This window comes from Thermodesulfobacteriota bacterium, assembly GCA_040755095.1.
Classification (GTDB): Bacteria; Desulfobacterota; Desulfobulbia; order Desulfobulbales; family JBFMBH01; genus JBFMBH01.
Genome location: JBFMBH010000006.1, coordinates 28362 through 47228, shown reverse-complemented (window position 1 = coordinate 47228; position 18867 = coordinate 28362). Strand labels below are relative to the sequence as shown.

Annotated in this window: 18 protein-coding genes and 1 tRNA gene; 10 read left to right on the top strand and 9 right to left on the bottom strand. The window is 67.7% G+C overall.

Annotation, left to right across the window (positions count from 1 at the left end):
• Positions 1–9: 9 nt before the first annotated feature.
• The gene (locus AB1634_02315; GenBank protein ID MEW6218349.1) at positions 10–2013 is read left to right on the top strand and encodes a CBS domain-containing protein; all 2004 of its coding nucleotides are present in this window, start codon (positions 10–12) and stop codon (positions 2011–2013) included.
• Position 2014: 1 nt separating this feature from the next.
• On the opposite strand, the gene rodA is transcribed toward AB1634_02315, so the two are convergent.
• From rodA to AB1634_02290, 5 genes are all read right to left on the bottom strand, one after another.
• Positions 2015–3139, bottom strand: coding sequence for a rod shape-determining protein RodA (gene rodA / locus AB1634_02310; protein ID MEW6218348.1), 1125 nt, complete (start codon positions 3137–3139; stop codon positions 2015–2017).
• Positions 3105–4991: a penicillin-binding protein 2 gene (gene mrdA / locus AB1634_02305; GenBank protein ID MEW6218347.1), complete on the bottom strand. Its 1887-nt coding sequence runs from the start codon at positions 4989–4991 to the stop codon at positions 3105–3107. Before mrdA ends, rodA begins: the two co-directional genes overlap by 35 nt.
• Positions 4988–5494 carry a hypothetical protein gene (locus AB1634_02300; protein ID MEW6218346.1) on the bottom strand — a complete coding sequence of 169 codons (507 nt, stop codon included), beginning with the start codon at positions 5492–5494 and terminating at the stop codon, positions 4988–4990. The genes mrdA and AB1634_02300 overlap by 4 nt, the downstream gene beginning before the upstream one ends.
• Positions 5495–5499: 5 nt before the next feature.
• Positions 5500–6432: a rod shape-determining protein MreC gene (gene mreC, locus AB1634_02295; protein MEW6218345.1), complete on the bottom strand. Its 933-nt coding sequence runs from the start codon at positions 6430–6432 to the stop codon at positions 5500–5502.
• Between the two features lie 142 nt (positions 6433–6574).
• Positions 6575–7612, bottom strand: coding sequence for a rod shape-determining protein (locus AB1634_02290; protein ID MEW6218344.1), 1038 nt, complete (start codon positions 7610–7612; stop codon positions 6575–6577).
• Positions 7613–7922: 310 nt separating this feature from the next.
• On the opposite strand from AB1634_02290, the gene AB1634_02285 reads away from it, so the two are divergent.
• From AB1634_02285 to AB1634_02275, 3 genes are all read left to right on the top strand, one after another.
• Positions 7923–7998 (top strand) — tRNA-Ala (locus AB1634_02285).
• Between the two features lie 132 nt (positions 7999–8130).
• Positions 8131–8343, top strand: a complete 213-nt coding sequence (locus tag AB1634_02280; GenBank protein MEW6218343.1) for a cold-shock protein — start codon at positions 8131–8133, stop codon at positions 8341–8343.
• A gap of 145 nt (positions 8344–8488) precedes the next feature.
• Positions 8489–8707 carry a hypothetical protein gene (locus AB1634_02275; GenBank protein ID MEW6218342.1) on the top strand — a complete coding sequence of 73 codons (219 nt, stop codon included), beginning with the start codon at positions 8489–8491 and terminating at the stop codon, positions 8705–8707.
• Here the strand turns inward: AB1634_02275 and AB1634_02270 are convergent.
• Positions 8680–11166 carry a response regulator gene (locus AB1634_02270; GenBank protein MEW6218341.1) on the bottom strand — a complete coding sequence of 829 codons (2487 nt, stop codon included), beginning with the start codon at positions 11164–11166 and terminating at the stop codon, positions 8680–8682. The genes AB1634_02275 and AB1634_02270 overlap by 28 nt on opposite strands.
• Before the next feature lie 556 nt (positions 11167–11722).
• On the opposite strand from AB1634_02270, the gene AB1634_02265 reads away from it, so the two are divergent.
• The 4 genes from AB1634_02265 (at position 11723) to AB1634_02250 (ending at position 14304) form a co-directional block, all read left to right on the top strand.
• Positions 11723–11926: a hypothetical protein gene (locus tag AB1634_02265; protein ID MEW6218340.1), complete on the top strand. Its 204-nt coding sequence runs from the start codon at positions 11723–11725 to the stop codon at positions 11924–11926.
• Positions 11923–13383 carry a UDP-N-acetylmuramate:L-alanyl-gamma-D-glutamyl-meso-diaminopimelate ligase gene (gene mpl, locus AB1634_02260; GenBank protein ID MEW6218339.1) on the top strand — a complete coding sequence of 487 codons (1461 nt, stop codon included), beginning with the start codon at positions 11923–11925 and terminating at the stop codon, positions 13381–13383. The genes AB1634_02265 and mpl overlap by 4 nt, the downstream gene beginning before the upstream one ends.
• A gap of 449 nt (positions 13384–13832) precedes the next feature.
• Positions 13833–14045, top strand: a complete 213-nt coding sequence (locus AB1634_02255; protein MEW6218338.1) for a DUF6290 family protein — start codon at positions 13833–13835, stop codon at positions 14043–14045.
• Positions 14029–14304 (top strand): type II toxin-antitoxin system RelE/ParE family toxin, encoded by a 276-nt coding sequence (locus AB1634_02250; GenBank protein MEW6218337.1) that lies wholly within the window; start codon positions 14029–14031, stop codon positions 14302–14304. The genes AB1634_02255 and AB1634_02250 overlap by 17 nt, the downstream gene beginning before the upstream one ends.
• Positions 14305–14564: 260 nt before the next feature.
• Here the strand turns inward: AB1634_02250 and AB1634_02245 are convergent, their stop codons facing one another.
• The 3 genes from AB1634_02245 to AB1634_02235 all read right to left on the bottom strand — a co-directional run bounded on the left by AB1634_02245 (position 14565) and on the right by AB1634_02235 (position 17728).
• Positions 14565–14858 carry a nucleotidyltransferase domain-containing protein gene (locus AB1634_02245; protein MEW6218336.1) on the bottom strand — a complete coding sequence of 98 codons (294 nt, stop codon included), beginning with the start codon at positions 14856–14858 and terminating at the stop codon, positions 14565–14567.
• 154 nt (positions 14859–15012) lie between these two features.
• Positions 15013–16359 carry an FAD-dependent oxidoreductase gene (locus AB1634_02240; GenBank protein ID MEW6218335.1) on the bottom strand — a complete coding sequence of 449 codons (1347 nt, stop codon included), beginning with the start codon at positions 16357–16359 and terminating at the stop codon, positions 15013–15015.
• Positions 16360–16390: 31 nt separating this feature from the next.
• Positions 16391–17728 carry a S8 family serine peptidase gene (locus AB1634_02235; GenBank protein MEW6218334.1) on the bottom strand — a complete coding sequence of 446 codons (1338 nt, stop codon included), beginning with the start codon at positions 17726–17728 and terminating at the stop codon, positions 16391–16393.
• Positions 17729–18006: 278 nt separating this feature from the next.
• Between AB1634_02235 and AB1634_02230 the strand changes: the two genes are divergently transcribed.
• Together AB1634_02230 and nuoB are read left to right on the top strand one after the other, a co-directional pair.
• Positions 18007–18399: an NADH-quinone oxidoreductase subunit A gene (locus AB1634_02230; protein ID MEW6218333.1), complete on the top strand. Its 393-nt coding sequence runs from the start codon at positions 18007–18009 to the stop codon at positions 18397–18399.
• On the top strand, positions 18369–18866 hold the full coding sequence (gene nuoB, locus AB1634_02225) for an NADH-quinone oxidoreductase subunit NuoB (protein ID MEW6218332.1): 498 nt from the start codon (positions 18369–18371) through the stop codon (positions 18864–18866). The genes AB1634_02230 and nuoB overlap by 31 nt, the downstream gene beginning before the upstream one ends.
• Position 18867 lies beyond the last annotated feature (1 nt).

Genomic DNA, 18867 nt, shown 5'->3' with positions numbered 1-18867 from the left:
GGGGGCTCCATGGACACATCCAAGCTGGCCGATATCCTGACCACCGAGGTCATCAGTGTGGCACCGGCGACCAAGGTGTCGGAGGCGTTGCGGCTCATGCGGGCGCATCATGTGAGCTGCATCCTGGTGACCGAAGGTGGCCGGCCGGCCGGGATCGTCACCGAGCGCAACCTGGTCCGGCTCATCCCCGGCCAGGGGCCAGCGGTGGACAGCTGCGAGGTGCGCGCGATCATGAGCACCCCGGTGATCACCGCCGGCCGCCAGGTGGACATCTTCGAGGCCTACAGCCTTTTCTCGGCGCACCACCTGCGCCACCTGGCGGTGGTGGACGAGGACGAGCGGCTGGTGGGGGTGGTCACCCTCACCGACATCGTCGAGCATCTCTCCTTCGAGTCCTTTGTGGAGATGAAGCGCATCGCCCAGGTGATGACCAGGGTCGTCCTGACCGTGCCGCCCGAGACTGATGTCCGGGAGGCCCTGGTGCGCATGGCCGAGCGGTCCATGAGCTGCATCGTCATCACGGAAGGCCGGCAGCCGGTGGGCATCATCAGCGAGCGGGATGTCTCCCGGCTGCTCCTGGACTACCCGGACCTCAGTCAGGTCCGGGTGGGAGAGGTCATGAGCCGCTCTCTGCAGTCGGTGGCCGGCGATACCCCGTTGCCCCTCGCCATCGAGATCATGAAGCGAAAGAGGCTGCGGCGCCTGGTGGTGGCGGACAGCGATGGCACCATCGAGGGGCTGGCCACCCAGTCCGACATGGTCAAGGGGCTGGAGGGAAAATACATCCAGGCCTTGAACGAGATCATCAAGGAAAAGGATTTCGTCATCCGGGAGAAGGACTTCGTCATCCACTCCACCTCCCTGGATCTGGCCGAAAAGACCACCTACCTGGATAACATCCTCCAGTCCGCCATCGACTACGGCATCATCGCCGTGGGCCTCGACCAGAGGGTCACCTATTTCAACCCCGGCGCCGAGCAGATCTTCGGCCTCCGGTCCGCCACGGTTCTGGGCCGGGACCTCTCGTCCCTGCACGGCGGCCAGGGACCGGTCATGTCCCGGATCCATGGGGTGCTGGGCATTCTCCACAATGGCGAGCGCTCTGCCTTCCTCATCGAGCGGCAGCGGGCCGGCGGCAAGCAGCATCTCAGTGCCCGGGCCTCAGCGATCATCGACCGGCAGGGGAAGATCACCGGCTACGTGCTCATGGTCCACGACATCACCGAGCGGAAGCTGGCCGAGGAGGCGCTCCGGAAGGCCCATGACGAGCTGGAGCTGCGGGTGGCCGAGCGGACCGAGGAGCTGGCCAAGACGGTGAGCGGCACCGTGGAGGCCATGGCCCTGATCGTCGAGATGCGCGATCCTTACACAGCGGGCCACCAGCAGCGGGTAGCCAACCTGGCCGCCGCCCTGGCCCTGAAGCTGGGCTTCGATTCCCATCGGGTGGAGGGGGTCCACATGGCCGGGGTGCTGCACGACATCGGCAAGATCCGGGTGCCGTCCGATATCCTCTGCCATCCGGGCCGGTTGTCCGCCGCTGAGCTGGCCATCCTCAAGCCCCACCCGGAGATCGGCTTCAACATCCTCAGGGGCATCGAGTTCCCCTGGCCCCTGGCCGAGACGGTGCGCCAGCACCACGAGCGGCTGGACGGCTCCGGCTATCCCCACGGGCTGACCGGCGAGGGGATCCAGCCGGCGGCCCGGATCCTGGCCATTGCCGATGTGGTGGAGGCGCTCTCCTCCCATCGCCCGTACCGGCCAGCCCTGGGCCTGGATCGGGCCCTGGCGGAGATCAGCGCCGGCCGCGGCAGCCGCTACGACGTCCAGGCGGTCGACGCCTGTCTCTCCCTGTTCCTGGAGGACGGCTACACCTTTCCGGAGCACCGCCGGGACAGCGGGCTGACGTTCATGGGTGGCGGGGGGCCGGCGACGGCCGACGACCGGGTGCTGGCCGGCCCGGATCCGCAGCTGTTGGCGGCGGCACCGGCACGGCGGCCGGCGCCGCAGGGCTGATCTAGACGATCAAGAACCGCCGCATGCGGATGCTCATGAGGATGCCCAGGCCCATGAGGGTGGTGAGTAGGGAGGAGCCGCCGTAGGAGACCATGGGCAGGGGGATGCCCACCACCGGCAAGAGGCCCAGGACCATGGCCAGGTTGATGAAGGCCTGCCAGAAGAGGAGGGTGACGATGCCGAAGGCCAGAAGCACCCCAAACTTGTCCTTGGCGTGGAGGGCGATGTTGAGGCCCCAGAGGATGAGGAAGAAGTAGCAGCCCAGGAAGACGAGGGAGCCGACGAAGCCCCATTCCTCGCCCCAGACCGAGAAGGCGAAGTCGGTGTGGCGCTCGGGCAGGAAGTCGAGATGGCCCTGGGTTCCCTGCAGCCAGCCCTTGCCGAACTTGAGACCGCTGCCCACCGCGATCTTGGACTGCAGGATGTGGTAGCCAGCCCCGGACGGGTCCTGCTCCGGGTCGAGGAAGGTCAGGATTCGCTGGATCTGGTATGGCTTGAGCACGTATTTCCAGGCCACCACCGCTGCCGAGACGGCGCCGCTGGCCAGGACGATGAAGGTGGGCCAGGTCAGCTTCACGAAGAGGGTGATGGAGCCGAAGAGGATGGCCAGCATCATGGCGGTGCCCAGGTCCGGCTGCAGGAGGATGAGGACAAAAGGCAGGCCGGTGAGGGCCATGGGCGCGGCCAGCTCCGGCAGGGTGAAGCCTTTGCCGGTGTCTTTGCGGAAGTAGTAGCTGGCCAGGGTGATCACCAGGGCCAGCTTGGCCGGCTCCGAGGGCTGGAGGCGGAAGATGCCGAGATCGATCCAGCGCTGGGAGCCGGAGACGGTCTTGCCCATCACCGCGGCCAGGACCAGGGCGAAGACCACCGCCAGGTACAGGACCGGCGCGTACTTGCCCAGAAGCCGGTAGTCGAGGCCCATGAGGAGGACAAAGAAGCCCAGACCCACCAGGGTGTAGGAGAGCTGCTTGAGATAGACCGGCGTGCCAGCATGGCCGCCGTAGCCGGCGCTGTAGAGGTTGGCGATGCCCAGGCCGATCACCGCCAGGACCGCGACCAGGAGCACCCAGTCGAAGTTCAGAAGCAGGCGCCTATCGAACCGCAGCGTCGGCCACTTGCTGTGCACGGCTGTCCACCTCTCTGGCTTCGGGAATGTTGAAATAGGCCTTGAGCACCGCATTGGCCACCGGCCCCGCCGCCGAGCCACCGTGGCCGCCGTGCTCGACCAGGACCGCCACCGCGATCTCGGGCTTGTCGACCGGCGCGAAGCAGACGAACCAGGCGTGGTCCCGGTACTGGAGGGGCACGTCCTTCTCGGCGGTCTCCTTGTAGCGGGCCAGACGCACCACCTGGGCGGTGCCGGTTTTGCCGCCCACCACCACCTCCTTGAGACGGGCCGCGCTGCCGGTGCCCCGCGGCTCGTTGACCACCCCCGCCAGGGCCTTCTTCACCAGCTCCAGCTGCTTGGGTGTAAACGGTGCTCGGCCATCGATGATCGGGGTGAAGCTCCGCAACGGCTGGCCGTCGGGGCCTTTGACCATCTCGATGAACTGGGGGCGGTAGAGGGTGCCGCCGTTGGCCACCGCGGCCATCATCCGGCACAGCTGCAAGGGGGTGACGAGGTCAAAGCCCTGGCCGATGGCGATGGAGAGGGTCTCGCCCTCCTGCCACGGCACCTTCTTGGCGCGGGCCTTCCAGGCAGCAGTCGGGATAAGGCCTGGCTTTTCGTTCTCCAGGTCGATCCCGGAGAGGAGCCCGAGGCCGAGGCTGTTGGCGTATTTGGCCAGGGCATCCACCCCCACCTTCAGGCCCACCTGGTAGAAGTAGACGTCACAGGACTGGACCAGGGCATCGTGCAGGCTGACCTGGCCGTGGCCGCCCTTCTTCCAGCAGCCGTACGAGCGGTTGCCGAAGTACAGGGAGCCGCCGCAGAAGAAGGAGGTCTCGGGGGTGATGACACGCTCTGCCAGGCCGGCCAGTGCGGTCACGATCTTGTAGGTGGAGCCGGGCGGGTACTGGCCCTGGATCGTCTTGTTGAGGAGCGGGCGCAGGGGGTCCTGCTGGAGGCTGTCCCACTTGGGGCGGGAGATGCCGCCCAGGAAGTCCGCCAGGGTCAGGCCCGGGGCCGAGGCCAGCGCCAGGAGGCGGCCGCTGTTGACGTCCATGGCCACCACCGCCCCGGCCCGGTCGGCCATGGCCCGCTCGGCAGCCAGCTGCAGGTCGGCGTCCAGGGTCAGGACCAGGTCGTTGCCCGCCACTGGCAGACGCTCGTCCACCAGGCGCTGCAGGTTGCCGTGCACATCCACCTCCAGGTAGCGCTTGCCCTTTTCGCCCCGGAGATAAGGCTCCTGAAGCTTTTCCACCCCCATCTTGCCGATGAGGTCCCCGGGCTCGTAGCCGTCGTCCCCGTGCTGCTCCAGCTCCTTCTGGCTGATCTCGGCCAGGTAGCCGATGAGGTGGGAGGCCATGTCCCCGTACAGGTACTCCCGGCGGGGCACCACCTCCACCTGGCTGCCTGGCAGCTCGAAGCGGACGTTCTCCACATGCACCAGGGTCGGCCAGTCGATGTTCTCCTTGAGCCGCACCGGCAGATGCCGGGGATCATCGGCGGCATCCCGGATCCGGTCCAGGAGGACTGAGACATCCTCTCCCAGCACCCGGGACAGGTGCTTGATGACCGCGTCGGGATCCTCGGCATCCTCCCGGTTCCAGACCACGTTGAAGCAGGGCTGGTTGGTGACGATCTTGCGGCCCTTGGCGTCGAAGATCGTCCCCCGGGGCGCCATCACAGTGTGGGCGCGGATGCGGTTGCGGCGGGCCAGGTCGGCGAACTCGTCCCCTTTGTGGATCTGGAGGAACCAGAGGCGGGCGATGAGGATCGCCAGGCCGGTGATGACCACCACTGTGGCGATGTCCAGCCGCTTCTTGAGGAGCTCCAGCTCGATCTCCTCGGCCTTGTTGATGGTGAGTCGTCTCATGGGCGGAGGGTGTTGCGGCCCTTGGGACGCCCGATCACGAGCAGGCGGTCCAGGATGCGGAAGAGGGGAATGGCCAGGAGCCCCACCACCGCCGCTTGCAGGCCGGTGGCCAGCCAGGACCAGGCAAAGAGGCTGTCGGCGGCCAGCACCAGATGGAAGAGATAGAGGCCGCCGTTGACCGCCAGGGCGGAGGCCGCCGCCACGGGCAGCACCAGAAACGGGGATTCCACCAGCAGGTGCGGGGAGCAGAGCTTGAACAGGCAGAAAAGGCCCAGGTAGACGATGGGGTAGAGGCCGGAAAAGACCCCGGAGTAGATATCCGTGACCAGGCCCAGAAGCAGCACCAGGAGCGCCCCGGGCAACGGGTCCAGGCGCAGGCCGCAGAAGGTGACGAGGGCGGACAAGGGCTCCGGCCGGCCGCAGGCCGCCGGCAGGAGGGGCAAAACGCTGGTGGCCACGGCCAGACAGAGGAGGCCGAGGAGAAAGAAGCCCAGGTACACCACGACCGCTACTCGGCCAGGGGGTTTTTCTTGAGGATGATGATCACGTGCTCCAGCCCGGCGAAATCCACGGCCGGCACCACCTCGATGGCCTGGAACATGCCGGCCGAGTTGTTGACGACCCGGGTCACCCGGCCCACTGGCAAGCCCTTGGGAAAGATGCCGCCCATGCCGGAGGTGACCACGGAATCGTCCGCCTGGACATCGGTGCTCTTGAGCACGTAGTGGAGATCCAGGAGATTCGGCTCGCGGCCCTTGATCATACCCTGGATCCGGGAGCGCTGCACCAGAGCGTCAATGGCGCTGTTGGGGTCGTTGGCCAGGAGGACCTTGGCGTAATGGGGCGAGGCGTTCATGATCTGCCCGACCACCCCCTCCGGCGCGACCACCGGCATCCCCTTTTGCACCCCGTCGCTGGCGCCCCGGTCGATGATGATGGTCCGGAACCACAAGGAGGGATCCCGGCCAATGACCCGGGCGGTCAGGCTGGGGTCCTCCAATGATTCCTTGAGGTCCAGGAGCTTGGCCAGGCGGACGTTGGTGGCCACGGCCTCCCGGTACTCGGCGGTCAGGGCCCTGGCCTGGGCCAGGTCCTGCCGCAGCCGCTCGTTCTCCTGTCTGGTCTCGAGGATGGCCAGATAGTCCTGCCAGAAGCTGGTCAGATGGGAGGTCACGCCGGTCAAGCCCGCCTGCACCCGTCCCAGGATCTCCAGGGCCAGCTTCTGCGGGGCGGCCAGCTCCTGTTGCCGGCCGACGTTGGTGACGACAACGATGAACAGCGCGGTGAGGGCCAGCCCGAAGAGGGCGAACCCCAGCGCCTGCCGCCGTTGCTTCGGCTTCTTGCGCATGCGGGAGCTGCCGGCCGGATCCCGGTGGATGATGGCGGGCGACAAGGTGGCAAGGGGTGGATTACCGTGAAAGACGAACTGCAGAATATCCAACAAGGAATTTCGAAGGTTGAAGGGATCGGCAGTTGACGTTTCGGATCAGTTCTGCCGGTTCCTTTTTGCGGTTGGACATTCCTTGTCCGCTATTCGCTGTTCGTTGTTCTTTCGTGCTCAGAGGAGAGATCGGTCATGCCCGTTAGCTGATCATCACCTCACGCAGCACGTGGATGCTGTCGAGAGCGCGGCCGGAGCCGAGCACCACCGAGGACAGGGGGTCATCGGCAATGATGATGGGCAGGCCGGTCTCCTCCCGCAGGCGCTTGTCCAGGTTGCGCAGCAGGGCGCCGCCGCCGGTGAGGACGATACCTTTGTCGACGATGTCCGCGGACAGCTCCGGCGGGGTGAGCTCCAGGGCCATCTTCACCGTCTCGACGATGGCGTCCACCTGCTCGGCGATCGCCCCGGAGATCTCGTGGGAGTTGACGGAGATGGTCTTGGGCACTCCGGACACCAGATCCCGGCCCTTGATGTCCATGGTCTCGAACGGCTCCTCCGGCATGACGTTGCCGATGGTCATCTTGATGACCTCGGCCGTGTGCTCGCCAATGAGGAGGTTGTGACGCCGCTTGATGTGGTTCAAGACCGCCTCGTCCATCTTGTCGCCCGCCACCCGCACCGACTTGGAATAGACGATGCCGGCCAGGGAGATCACCGCCACCTCGGTGGTGCCACCGCCGATATCGACAATCATGTTGGCGGTGGGCTCGGTGATGGGCAGCCCGGCGCCGATGGCCGCCGCCATCGGCTCCTCGATGAGGTAGACCTCCCGGGCGCCTGCCGACTCGGCCGACTCCCGGACCGCCCGCTTTTCCACCTGGGTGATGCCGGAAGGGATGCTGATGATGATCCGGGGGTGCACCAGGGTGCGGCGGTTGTGCACCTTCTTGATGAAGTAGGACAGCATCGCCTCGGTGACCTCGAAATCAGCGATGACCCCGTCCTTGATGGGCCGGATGGCGACGATATTGCCGGGGGTGCGCCCCAGCATCATCTTCGCCTCTTTGCCCACGGCCAGGACCTTGTTGGCACGGCTGTCCCGGCGAACCGCCACCACGGAAGGCTCCCGCAGGACGATACCCCGGCCTTTGACGTAGACCAGGGTATTGGCGGTGCCAAGGTCGATGGCCAGATCAGTGGAGATCCAGCCCAGGATAAGATTGAGGGGCGAAAACATAATGGATTCCTTGGACGAGCGCTTTTCAGATATTGCGGGCTCGGGACAGGGGGAGAAGACGAAGGCCGGCCGGGATCACTGCCAGGGGGGTGGCCGGAGAGGCACCGCCTCGCCGCCGGCAGGGCGCTGGGCCGCGCCCCCTGCGACGAACGGATGCCCGCGGGCAGACTGTCAAAACGGCGCTACCTTACCAGACTGGCCCGGGCTTGGCAAGGGTGGTGGCAACCGGGTTCGGAAAGGGCTTGACACCTCGCCGGCCCCATGGTAAAAATCACGGCTCGTTTGCCGTCGTTCTTTGAGTTGATCGCGTGGGGCTATAGCTCAGCTGGGAGAGCGCTTGAATGGCATTCAAGAGGTCGGCGGTTCGATCCCGCCTAGCTCCACCAAAGGATACGTTCTATATGCGGCGCCCGGGTGGGTGCCGCGCCATCAGGGAGCTGACAGAAGGGGACCTGGGCAGATTACCGGGCCCCTTTTGCTGTTTCCCGACAACACTGCAGGCAGAAGGGAGCATCGCAATGCGCAACACCGGTACCGTGAAGTGGTTCAATGACAGCAAGGGGTTCGGGTTCATCACGCCGGATGGCGGGCAGAAGGACTGTTTCGTCCATCACTCGGCGATCCGGTCGGAGGGCTTCAGGTCCTTGGTCGAGGGCGAGCGAGTGGAGTTCGACATCGTCCAGGGCCAGAAGGGCCCGGCGGCGGAGAATGTCGTCAAAGTGGGCCGCTGAGAACAGCCGGCCTTGATCGCGTCATCGAGGTGGGGCTGTCTCCAGCTGCGGCTGGAGACAGCCCTCTTTTTTTGCCCGGAGTCCTGGACGGCTGGCCGGCCGCTCCACGGGTGGGTCCGGGCTGAACCGGGCCGAGGAGGACCCCATGGCCAAGAGCACGCGCCCCTTAAGCCACAAGCGGGATCGGGAAAGGGCGAGGCGGGAGAAGCAGAAGGACAAGGAGACCCGCCGCCTGGAAGCCAAAGAGCGGCGAGCCACGGCTACGCCGCGACAGGACGGGGAGGACCCGGACATCGCCGGCATCGTGCCCGGTCCCCAGCCCCTGCCGCCGCAGTTTCACGGCACCCCGCCGGAGGATGAGTAGCGCTCCTTGTCTTCATCCAGGACCCGGCGGAGCGCCTCTCCCAGCTCCCGCGCCAGGAGCGGCTTGCGGAGCACCGTCCGGATGCCCGCCTGCCGTACCAGCCCCGGGTCCAGGCCCTCGCTGAAGCCGGTGCACAGGACCACCGGCAGGCCTGGCCGGCGGGCCAGCACCTGCCGGGCCAAGTCGAGACCGGTGCAGCCCGGCATCGTCTGATCGGTGAGCAGGCAGTCGAAACGCTGCGGGGCGGCCTCGAAGGCGGCCAAGGCCGCAACGCTTCTGGTGTGCACCGTCACCTGATAGCCCAGCTGTTCCAGGATCCTGCCTTCCAGGCCGGCGACCGCCGGCTCGTCATCCACCAGCAGCACCCGCTCCCGGCCGCCCGGGCATCCCAAATGGTCCCGGCCCTCGTCCCCGATCTCCTCCTCGACCCGGGGCAGGAGAACAGTGAAGATGGCCCCCCCTTCCGGTGCATTGGCCACGGTGACCGTGCCACCCAGGTTGGTGACGATGCCGTGGGAGACCGCCAGCCCCAGGCCGGTGCCCTCGCCCTGGGCCTTGGTGGTGAAATAGGGCTCGAAGATCCGATCGATGATGGCGGCGTCGATGCCCGGGCCGGAATCGGTCACGAGCAGGCGCACGTACGGCCGGGGGGCCAGCTCGGGGTCGCCGCGGGTCGCGCGGGCTTGGAGATCGACGCGACTCAGCTCCACGGCCAGGATGCCGCCTCTCTCCCGCATGGCCTGGTAAGCGTTGGTGCACAGGTTCATGAGCACCTGGTGGATCTGGACGGGATCGGCCAGCACCGTGCCGGCCCGGGCCTCGATGTTCTGGCGCAGGGTGATGGTGCTGGGGATGATGGCGCGGAGCAGCTTCAAGACCTCCTTGACCACCAGATGGATCTGCAAGGGCTTGTGCTCCACCTCGGCCTGGCGGCTGAAGGCGAGGATCTGCTGCACGAGATCCTTGGCCCGCTGGCCGGCTTGCACCACCTGCTCCACATCGTCCCGGATCGGGCTGCCCTGGGGCAGGGCCGAGCGGGCCAGGTCGCTGTAGCCGAGAATGGCCGACAGGATGTTGTTGAAGTCGTGGGCGATGCCGCCGGCCAGGGTGCCGATGGCCTCCATCTTCTGGGCCTGGCGCAGCCGGGCCTCCAGGGCCGCCTGCTCGGTCTCCAGCTGCCGGGCCCGGCTGAGATCCTCCACCACCTCGATGAAGCCGGTGGGCCGACCCCCTGGGTCGATGACCGGAAAGGCCCGGATCCGCACGGCAACACGGCTGCCATCCGGCCGCACCCCTTCCCGCTCCGCCTCCTGCGGCTCGCCGGAGGTCATGGCCGCTGTGCCGGGGCAGCCGTCGCAGACCGTCGGCCGGCTCTCGAAGGCCTCATGGCAGGGCTGGCCCACGAACGAGCGGGCATCCCGGCCGAACAGCCGGCCCTGGGCGGCATTGGTCATGACGATCCGGTGCTGGGGATCGATCAGGGTGATGCCCAGGTCGATGTTCTCCACCAGGATCCGGTAGCGCTCCTCGCTGGCGGCCAGGGCCGCCTCGGTGCGCTTGCGGCTGATCACCTCGGCCACGACGCTGGCCGCCGCCAGGAGGGTCTCTTCCACCCGGCGGTCCCGGCGGGCGCCGGCCTCGGTGTACACGGTGAAGACGCCGAGGAGCGACCGGTCCCGGGCCAGAATCGGCACGCAGTAATGGCCGTGGGGGTGGATGCCCGGGTAGGCGATCTCGTGCTGCTGGTCGAGGTCGTCGGTGAAGATCACCTCGCGGCTGGCCGCGGCCCGGCCGCACAGGCACCGATCGAAGGGCAGCCGATCGCACCGGGACACGAGGGGCGGCGCCAGGCCGCACTGCGCCTTCATGACCAGGGTCGGGGACGCCTCATCCTTGAGGAAGATGGCACCCCGGGGCTCCAGGGCCAGCCAGGGGAAGGCGGTCAGGGCCGCGATCAGCTGCGCCAGGCACTTCTCCAGGGGGGCGTCCTCCAGGGCCAGATGCAGGAGGCGGTTCAACACTATCTGGGCCTGGTGGCTGCGCCGGAGCTCCTCTTCGGCCAGGCCCTTGGCCCGCCGGCCCGTGGCCTCCTGGATCTCCCGGCGCACGGCCGGCAGCAGCCGGCCGAGCCGGTCCTTGGCCACGAAGTCCCGGGCCCCGGCCCGCATGCTGGCAGTCACCGTGCCCTCGTCCGCCCGCCGGGCCACCGCGATGGCTGGCAGATCCAGCCGCCGCTTCCGGAGCAGGGCCAAGGCATAGCGCCAGGGGGAGCCGGCAAAGGCGCAGTCCACCAGCATGAGCTCCCAGGGCCGCTCCTCCTCCAGGGCCTCGGTCACGGCGGTGGCGGTCGCGGCGAGCCGCCAATCCACGTCGAAGCCGCCGGCGGTGAGCCTTTCCACCAGCAAGGCCGCCTCCTCCGGCGACTGATCGATGATGAGCACGCGCAAAGGCAGGGCCATGGGCCAAGGGCTCCTGGGATCAGGGACAGCGGGGGCGCAGCTCCCTGGTGTCATGGTAGTCCAGGACCGGGGAATCCACAAGGCAGGTTCGCCGGCGCCTGGTCCCGGCAGTCCGGACCGTCTGTGGCATAACAGCGATGCGCCCTGGCACCACGGGGGTAGAGGAGCCATCCCGCCCACCTGGCTGCTCGCCAACGCCAGGCCATGGCGGGCCGGCCTGGGGAACCGCTGCCGGCCGAGATTGCGGTGTTCATTCTGGTGGAGCGCATCCGCCATCCCAACCTCAGCTTCCTTCGCCCTGCTCAAGCTGCCATGGCTGTACGACCAGGCGGTGCGGCGGAATTGCCCGCCCCCCTGACGGGCCCAACGCCGGGCCGCTCCTCGGCTTGTGCCGGCCCTGGCAACCGGGTATATTGGCCCTGCCTCAGGGAGGGCCGTCACCGGTTTTTTCTGTCGGCAGAAGCCTCTGCTGGTAGTCCAGCCACGGCCTTCTTCCCCCAGCAGAGGCTTCCCTCTGGTCACCCCTGCGGGCTTTGGCCCCGGAGCTGTGCTCGTGATGACCCAGCCTGCCAAGATCGTGGTCCCCGGCCAGGAGCCGGCAGCCAAGCCGGTCTCCGAGGAGGCCATCCTCAAGGTGGCCAAGGAGATCGTTGTCAAGTTCATCGAGGTGGGCCGCCTGTCCCCCCCCAACTTCGACGAGACCTTCCGCAGCGTCTACGAGACGGTGGCCTCCGCCGTCCGCGCTTCCCGCCAGCCGTGACCCTTGCCCCGGAGCTGAACCGGGTGCCGGACGGCATCCGGCACATCCATGTGATGGGCATCTGCGGCACCGGCATGGCCGCCCTGGCCGGTCTTCTTCAAGAGGCCGGCTTTGTGGTCACCGGCTCCGATACCGCCACCTACCCGCCCATGAGCCTCTTTCTGGCGGAAAAGGGCATTCCGGTGGCCGAGGGCTACCGGGCCGCCAACCTCGATCCCCGGCCCGACCTGGTGGTGGTGGGCAATGTCATCCGCGCCACCAACCCGGAGGCGCAGGCCCTGGCCGCACTGGCTGTTCCTTATCTGTCCATGCCCCAGGCCCTGGGCCATTTTTTCCTGGCGGGTGCCAGATCCCTGGTGGTGGCCGGCACCCACGGCAAGACCACGACCTCGTCGCTTCTGGCCTCGGTTCTGCACCATGCTGGGCTTACGCCCGGCTTTCTCATCGGTGGCCTGGTGCAAGGCTTCGGCGCCAACCACGCCCTGGGGGGCGGCCAGTATTTTGTGGTGGAAGGGGACGAGTACGACACCGCCTTCTTCGACAAGGGGCCGAAGTTCCTCCATTACCGGCCCGGGATTGCCATCCTCACCAGCATCGAATTCGATCACGCCGACATCTACGCCGACCTGGCGGCGGTGGAGGCCGCCTTCCGGCGGCTGGTGGGCATCCTGCCGGCGGACGGTGGCCTGGTGGCCTGGGGGGATGACCCCAAGGTGCGGGCCGTGGCGGCTGGCGCTCTCTGTCCGGTGGAGCTCTACGGAGAAGGGCCGGCCAACGATTGGCGACTGGCCGCGGTGGAGCCCCAGGGCACCGGCAGCCGCTTTGCGGTGGAGCACCGGGGACAGGCGTACGGCACCTTTGTCCTGCCCATGCCCGGTCGCCACAACGCCGCCAACGCCCTGGCGGTGATCGCGGTCCTGCACCGGCTCGGCCTGGCGCCTGAGGCCATTGCCGCCGGCCTGGCCAGCTTTGCCGGGGTGCGGCGGCGCCAGGAGGTGCGGGGCACCGAGGCCGGGGTGACGGTGATCGACGATTTCGCTCATCATCCCACCGCGGTGCGGGTCACCCTGGCCGGCCTGCGCCAGGCTTACCCGGGCCGGCGCCTGGTGGTGGTCTTCGAGCCCCGCACCAACACCAGCCGCCGCAACATCTTCCAGGCCGAGTATGCCGCTGCCTTCGGCGATGCCGACCGGGTTCTCCTCCGGGAGCCGCTGCCGATGGACGGCCTGCCGGCCAGCGAGCGCTTCTCCTCGGCCCGCCTGGCCGCCGATCTGGCCGCCGCCGGCCAGCAGGCGGCGAGCTTCGCCGATACCGGCGCCATCCTCGCCGATCTGGGCACCACGCTCCGGCCAGGTGACCTGGTGGCCATTCTCTCCAACGGCGGCTTCGACAACATCCACCAACGGCTCCTGGCCCAGCTGCGGGCCCAGGCCGCGTCCTTCTGTCCGCCGGCCTGAGGCCGGCTTCTCCCTGCCCGTTCTTCCCGCCTCCCCCCGGCCGGCCCCGCATCGGGGGGGGCTTCTTCCCCTCGGCTTTCCGCTCGTCCGTTCGGCCGAGCCGCGGCGTCACCTGCCACAGCTCCAACGCCCTGCCGGGCACGGGCCTGTCCGGCATCTCCCCATACGGCCGACGTGCTCCGGCGCGAGGGACGGATCAGGGAGCCGTTCCGCAGCAATGCCCGGGCCGGCCGCACCACCTCGACACCCGCCGGTGGTTCTGGCAGGGTTGGGCAATCGAGCGGGGCAAGTGGCGCGCTCGCCCGTCTTCCCCTGCTAAATGGGGGAGAAAGGGCGCCCAAGAGGCCTCACCTTCAGTCAACGGCATTGGGAGGCAGGCCCCTCGTCCGATTGACAAACTCAGCCTCCGGGTTATACCCTGTAATACATATTTGCCAGGAGGATCTTCCATGTTGGCAATCCGATTGGAAAAGGAGCTTGAACAAGAGCTCGACCTGTTGGCCAGAGCCAAGGGCCGCAACCGCAGTGCCGTGGTTCGTGAAGCGATTGTCCGTTATCTTGAGGACAACGAGGACCTTGAGCTGGCCAGGCGGGCAATCGCCGAAAGCAGCGGCAGCAGAAGCTTGCGGGATTTGAGGAAAGAGCTTGGCCTGGACGGTTGAGATCAGCAGTTTTGCTGAAAAACAACTGCGCAAGCTCGACCATCCGGTCCAACAGCGCCTTCTGGACTGGCTGGATGATCGCATTGAAGGGTGCAAGAACCCCAGGCACTTCGGTGAGCCGTTGCGTGGAGATTTGGCCGGCTTGTGGCGCTACCGGGTAGGAGATTTCCGGATCATCTGCGAAATTCAGGAAGAGCGGCTCGTGGTTCTGGCCCTGGCCGTCGGCCATCGCCGGGAGATCTATCATCGTCAGACATGACGGCTTCGCAACCCGCCACGGCGTCCCCCTGGCTTGCCTCCTTCTCCTGGTACCGCTGGGCGGCGCGCTGCCCTCACCCCAAGAGCCTCTCCCCAGGATTGCCAGGAGGATCCGTTTCCCCGGCTGGTTGGTCCAGGGCCAGTGCGGCACGCAGCGCGGGGAGCAGGCAGGGAATCTCTTCGGTGATCGTCCGCCGTCCCTGAACAAAGCGAACGGCGTCCTCCATGGCTTCGACCATGTGCTGGAGTCGGGCGCGGTCCTCAGGCCTCATACCACACTTCCGCCTGTTTCAGGACGTCTGCCCGGAAATACCGGCTAAGGTCCTCAGGGGTAGGTAGATCGACCCGGGGCCCACCCAGCAGGTCGGCCAGTTCCAGCCCCATCCCCGCCAGGCCGATCAGCCCAGGCTCCTGGTCAACCTCGAACTCCACCAGGAGATCCAGGTCGCTGTCGGTCCGAGCCGAGCCTTTGCTACGGGAGCCGAGCAGGGACAGTCGGCGGATGTGGTGCCGCTGGCAGTAGGCGGCGAGGAGGTCTGGGGGTGGGGGGAGCATGGCGGGTCTGCGCACCCTCATTGAGGGACGGTTCGGAGCCTTGACACGAGTGGCTGCTCCACGTGGGAAGACTATTCGGCGCCTGGGAAGGGTGTCAACCATAAAGAATGCCGCAGCAGGCCGTGGTTAGGAGCAAGGCCGTTGGCGGCGGTGGTCAGCCTTCCGCCAGGCGCCTGGCGATGGCGCGGCCGGCCAGGATGCCGGAGGCGGAGGCCTGGATGAGGCCCCGGGTGAGGCCGGCGCCGTCGCCCACCGCGAAGAGATTGGCCACCGGCGTTTCCAGTTCCGGGCTCAAGCTCAGGCGGTTGGAGTAGAACTTGACCTCGACGCCGTAGAGGAGGGTGTGGCGGGAGTAGACGCCGGGGGCCAGCTGGTCCATGGCCTCCAGCATCTCCATGATGTTGGCCAGGTGGCGGTAGGGGAAGACGAAGGAGAGGTCGCCGGGGGTAGCGGAGGCCAGGGTGGGGCGGGTGAGCGACCGGGAAAGCCGCGCCCGGGTGGAGCGGCGGCCGGCCAGCAGATCGGCCAGGCGCTGGACAATGACCCCGTTGCCCAGGAGGTTGGCCAGGTGGGCGATGTCCTGGCCGTAGACGATGGGCTCCCGGAAGGGCTCGGTGAAGGCGCTGGAGACCAGGATCGCGAAGTTGGTGTTGGGGCTGCGGCGATCGGCAAAGGCGTGGCCGTTGACGGTGACGAGCCCGGCACTGGCCTCCTGCACCACCTCGCCGTACGGGTTCATGCAAAAGGTCCGCACCCGGTCATCGAAGCGCTTGGAGTGATAGACGAGCTTCACCTCGTGGCTGAGGTCGGTAAGGGCCTTCAGGACCACGGCCGGCAGCTCCACCCGCACGCCGATATCCACCGGCCCGGCCGCCGTGGGGATGCCCAAGGTCTGGGCCTGGGCCTTCATCCAGGCGGCACCGGCCCGGCCCGGCGCCGCCACCACATAGCGGCTGCCCAGCACCTCGCCATCGGCCAGCTCCACGCCCTGGATGCAGCCGGCCTCGGCGACCAGTCTGGCCACCGGACAGCCGGTGCGCACCTCCACCCATTCGCCCACCGACTGCCGCATCCGGCCCAGCACCGTCAGGCAGTTTTCGGTGCCGATGTGGCGAATCCGGGAGGGGATGAGCTCCAGCCCAGCCAGCCGCGCCCGGTCGCCCAGTTCCTCGATGGCTGGCGAGAGATCCCCGAACAGCCGGTCCGGAGCACCGTGCTCCACATAGAGCCGGTCGGCCTGGGCCAACAGCGCGGTCAGGGCGTCCGGCGGCACCAGATCGGCCAGGGAGCCGCCCAGGGCCGGCGACAGGGTGAGCTTGCCGTCGGAATAGGCGCCGGCGCCCCCCCAGCCGCACAGGATGCCGCAGTCCGCTCCCCGCTGGCGCTCATGGATATCCGGGCCTTGCTCCAGAAGGAGGATCCGGCCGCCGCCAAGCTCGGCCAGGGTCAGGGCGGTGAAGATGCCGGCCGGGCCGGCGCCGACGATGATGACGTCGTACACTAAGGGGCCTCCTCAGGAAGGGATGCCGGTCTTACCAGGGGCAGGGGGGAAGGGCCGGGATGCCGGCGCCGAACCGGTCGTCCCTGCCCGGCTCGCCGGCATCGCGGCTGATTTCCACCAGGAGGTCCGCCAGGCCCTCCGGGGTGAGATCCGTCTGGCCTCGGGACAACAGCACGGCCGCCAGGCCGGAGACCAGGGCGGTGGCTGCCGACGTGCCGCTGAAGAGCACCAGCTGGTCCTCGACCCAGGCGGCGTTGACGCCAAAGCCCGGGGCGACCAGGTCCAGGTCCTGGCCCTGATTGGAATAGGGGACGTGGGCACCCTTCGCATCGACGGCGCCCACCGCCACCACCTCCGGGGAGCGGGCAGGATAGAGGACAGCGCTGCCACCGTCGTTGCCCGCCGCCGCCACGACCAGAGCGCCCTGGGCGCTGGCATAGCGGATGGCCTCCTGGAGGACGGGGGGGTAGCCGTAGCCGCCCAGGCTGAGGTTGATGATCTGGGCGCCGGCGTCAGCGGCCGCCGTGATCCCCTTGGCCAAGGTGAAAACATCGCCGACGCCGTTGGCATCCAGAACCCGGATGTCCAGGATCTCGGCCTGGGGGGCCATGCCCGGGGCCAGGGGATGGCTGCCGGCGATCAGGCTGGCGATGGCTGAGCCGTGGCCGGCGTAGTCGCCCGCTGCCGCCGCCTGGTCGCCCAGCAGATCCAGGGATCTGATCCGCGCCGACGCCAGGGTGGGATGAGGCCGGATGCCGGTGTCCAGCACCGCCACCGTGACGCCACTACCTTGCCCGGGGCAGGCGGGGTCGGCTCCCAGCCATTCCGGCGCCGTGTCCCCGAAGGGCTGCAGGGAATCCACGTCTACGTCCGGAGGGGGCGGCGGCCGATCCGGGGCCGAGATCCGGAAGTTGCCGGCCAGCTCAAAGGGCCCGGTGCTGCCGGCCAGGGCCGCCTCCAGCTGGGCGCGGCTGCCCCGCACCCGCACCGCCAGAAGACCGTCCAGCCGATCCACCGCCACCAGTCCCAAAGCAGCCGCCCGGGCCAGGAAGGCCTCCAGGTCGGCCTGGCTGGCGAAACGGACGATCCACTCTCCGGGGATCCGGCCCGGCGCCCTTTCCTCCCGGCCGATGCCGGCCCGCTGCTGGATACGGTGGGCGGTGGGCGGAGCGTCCTCTCCAGGGCCCAAGCCTTTCTCCGGCCGCTCCTCGCCCGTCCCAGCTGCAGAGCCAGCTCCGCCCCCTGCGGGACGTGACCGGTCACCCCGAAGGGCGCTGCCATCCTGCCGGCCTGGCGGCGGGGTCAGGAAGAAGAGGACCAGGCCCAGGAGGGCCACGGAAAGGATCATGACTTCGAAGAGGCGGCGCATGGACGGCATTCTACCATGGTGGAGGCAAAAGGGGGCGCCTGGCCTCGGGCCACAACGGGCATCGAGGATGAATTGTTTTCAGCAGTCAGCCCATGGAGAGCCCGGCCAGGACGCTCCATGGCCGGGCCGCTGCCCGCCAGCCGGCACCGGCCGCGGCCTGGCGGGGATGAGCCTTTCTGAATCATCATTCAGTATTTCCTTGACAACCCTGATTGCATGCATTAAGAAACCCGGAACGCTGCCGCCCATGAACAACCCTTTTCCAAGGAGTGCGCGCCGTGCAGCAAACCGCTCTTTATGACCACCTCTTCGTGGTGGCCTTCTTCCTGGGCGGGCTGGTCTTTGCGATCGGCCCCTTCATCATCGCCAACCTCCTGGCCCCCCGAGGCATCCGCCCCAGGACGCTGCAGATCTACGAATGCGGCATGGACCCCATCGGGCCCGCCTGGATCCGCTTCGGCATCGTCTACTACCTGTATGCCCTGATGTTCATCGCCTTCGATGTCGACGTCCTTTACCTCTTTCCGGTGGCCCTGACCTACAAGGAGGTCGCCGGGATCCGGTCCCTGGTGGAGATCGTCATCTTCGTCGGCATCCTGTCCCTGGCCATCGTCTATGCCTGGAAGAAGGGAGTTTTCACGTGGGAGCGCAAAACCTACACTCGCCAGTAATCCAGTTCGCGGCTGTGGACAAGGTCCTGGCCATCGGCCGGGCCAATTCCCTGTGGCCTATGACCTTTGGCCTTGCCTGCTGCGCCATCGAGATGATGGCCACCGGTGCCTGCCGTTTCGACATCGACCGTTTCGGGGCCGGGGTTTTTCGCCCCTCCGCCCGGCAGGCGGACGTGATGATCGTGGCCGGCACCATCAGCCGCAAGATGGCACCGGCCGTCCAGACCCTCTATGACCAGATGCCCGAGCCCAAGTGGGTCATCGCCATGGGCAACTGCGCCATCTCGGGTGGCCCCTTCGTCTTCGAAGGCCAGTACGGCATCGTTGAGGGGGCGGACAAGTTCCTGCCGGTGGATATCTACATCCCTGGCTGCCCGCCGCGGCCAGAGGCCCTCCTGGAGGGCATCATGGCCCTGGAAGAGAAGATTACGGGCCATCGCCGGTGGCCCCGGGTGGAGGCCGTCTGAC

What these genes read in the sequence shown, in the direction of transcription:
- AB1634_02315 (MEW6218349.1), top strand. Translation starts at nt 10, where the DNA reads ATGGACACATCCAAGCTGGCCGATATCCTGACCACCGAGGTCATCAGT.
- AB1634_02290 (MEW6218344.1), bottom strand. Translation starts at nt 7,612, where the DNA reads ATGTTTTCGCCCCTCAATCTTATCCTGGGCTGGATCTCCACTGATCTG.
- AB1634_02255 (MEW6218338.1), top strand. Translation starts at nt 13,833, where the DNA reads ATGTTGGCAATCCGATTGGAAAAGGAGCTTGAACAAGAGCTCGACCTG.
- AB1634_02270 (MEW6218341.1), bottom strand. Translation starts at nt 11,166, where the DNA reads ATGGCCCTGCCTTTGCGCGTGCTCATCATCGATCAGTCGCCGGAGGAG.
- AB1634_02280 (MEW6218343.1), top strand. Translation starts at nt 8,131, where the DNA reads ATGCGCAACACCGGTACCGTGAAGTGGTTCAATGACAGCAAGGGGTTC.
- AB1634_02265 (MEW6218340.1), top strand. Translation starts at nt 11,723, where the DNA reads ATGACCCAGCCTGCCAAGATCGTGGTCCCCGGCCAGGAGCCGGCAGCC.
- mrdA (MEW6218347.1), bottom strand. Translation starts at nt 4,991, where the DNA reads ATGAGACGACTCACCATCAACAAGGCCGAGGAGATCGAGCTGGAGCTC.
- AB1634_02245 (MEW6218336.1), bottom strand. Translation starts at nt 14,858, where the DNA reads ATGCTCCCCCCACCCCCAGACCTCCTCGCCGCCTACTGCCAGCGGCAC.
- AB1634_02235 (MEW6218334.1), bottom strand. Translation starts at nt 17,728, where the DNA reads ATGCGCCGCCTCTTCGAAGTCATGATCCTTTCCGTGGCCCTCCTGGGC.
- AB1634_02275 (MEW6218342.1), top strand. Translation starts at nt 8,489, where the DNA reads ATGGCCAAGAGCACGCGCCCCTTAAGCCACAAGCGGGATCGGGAAAGG.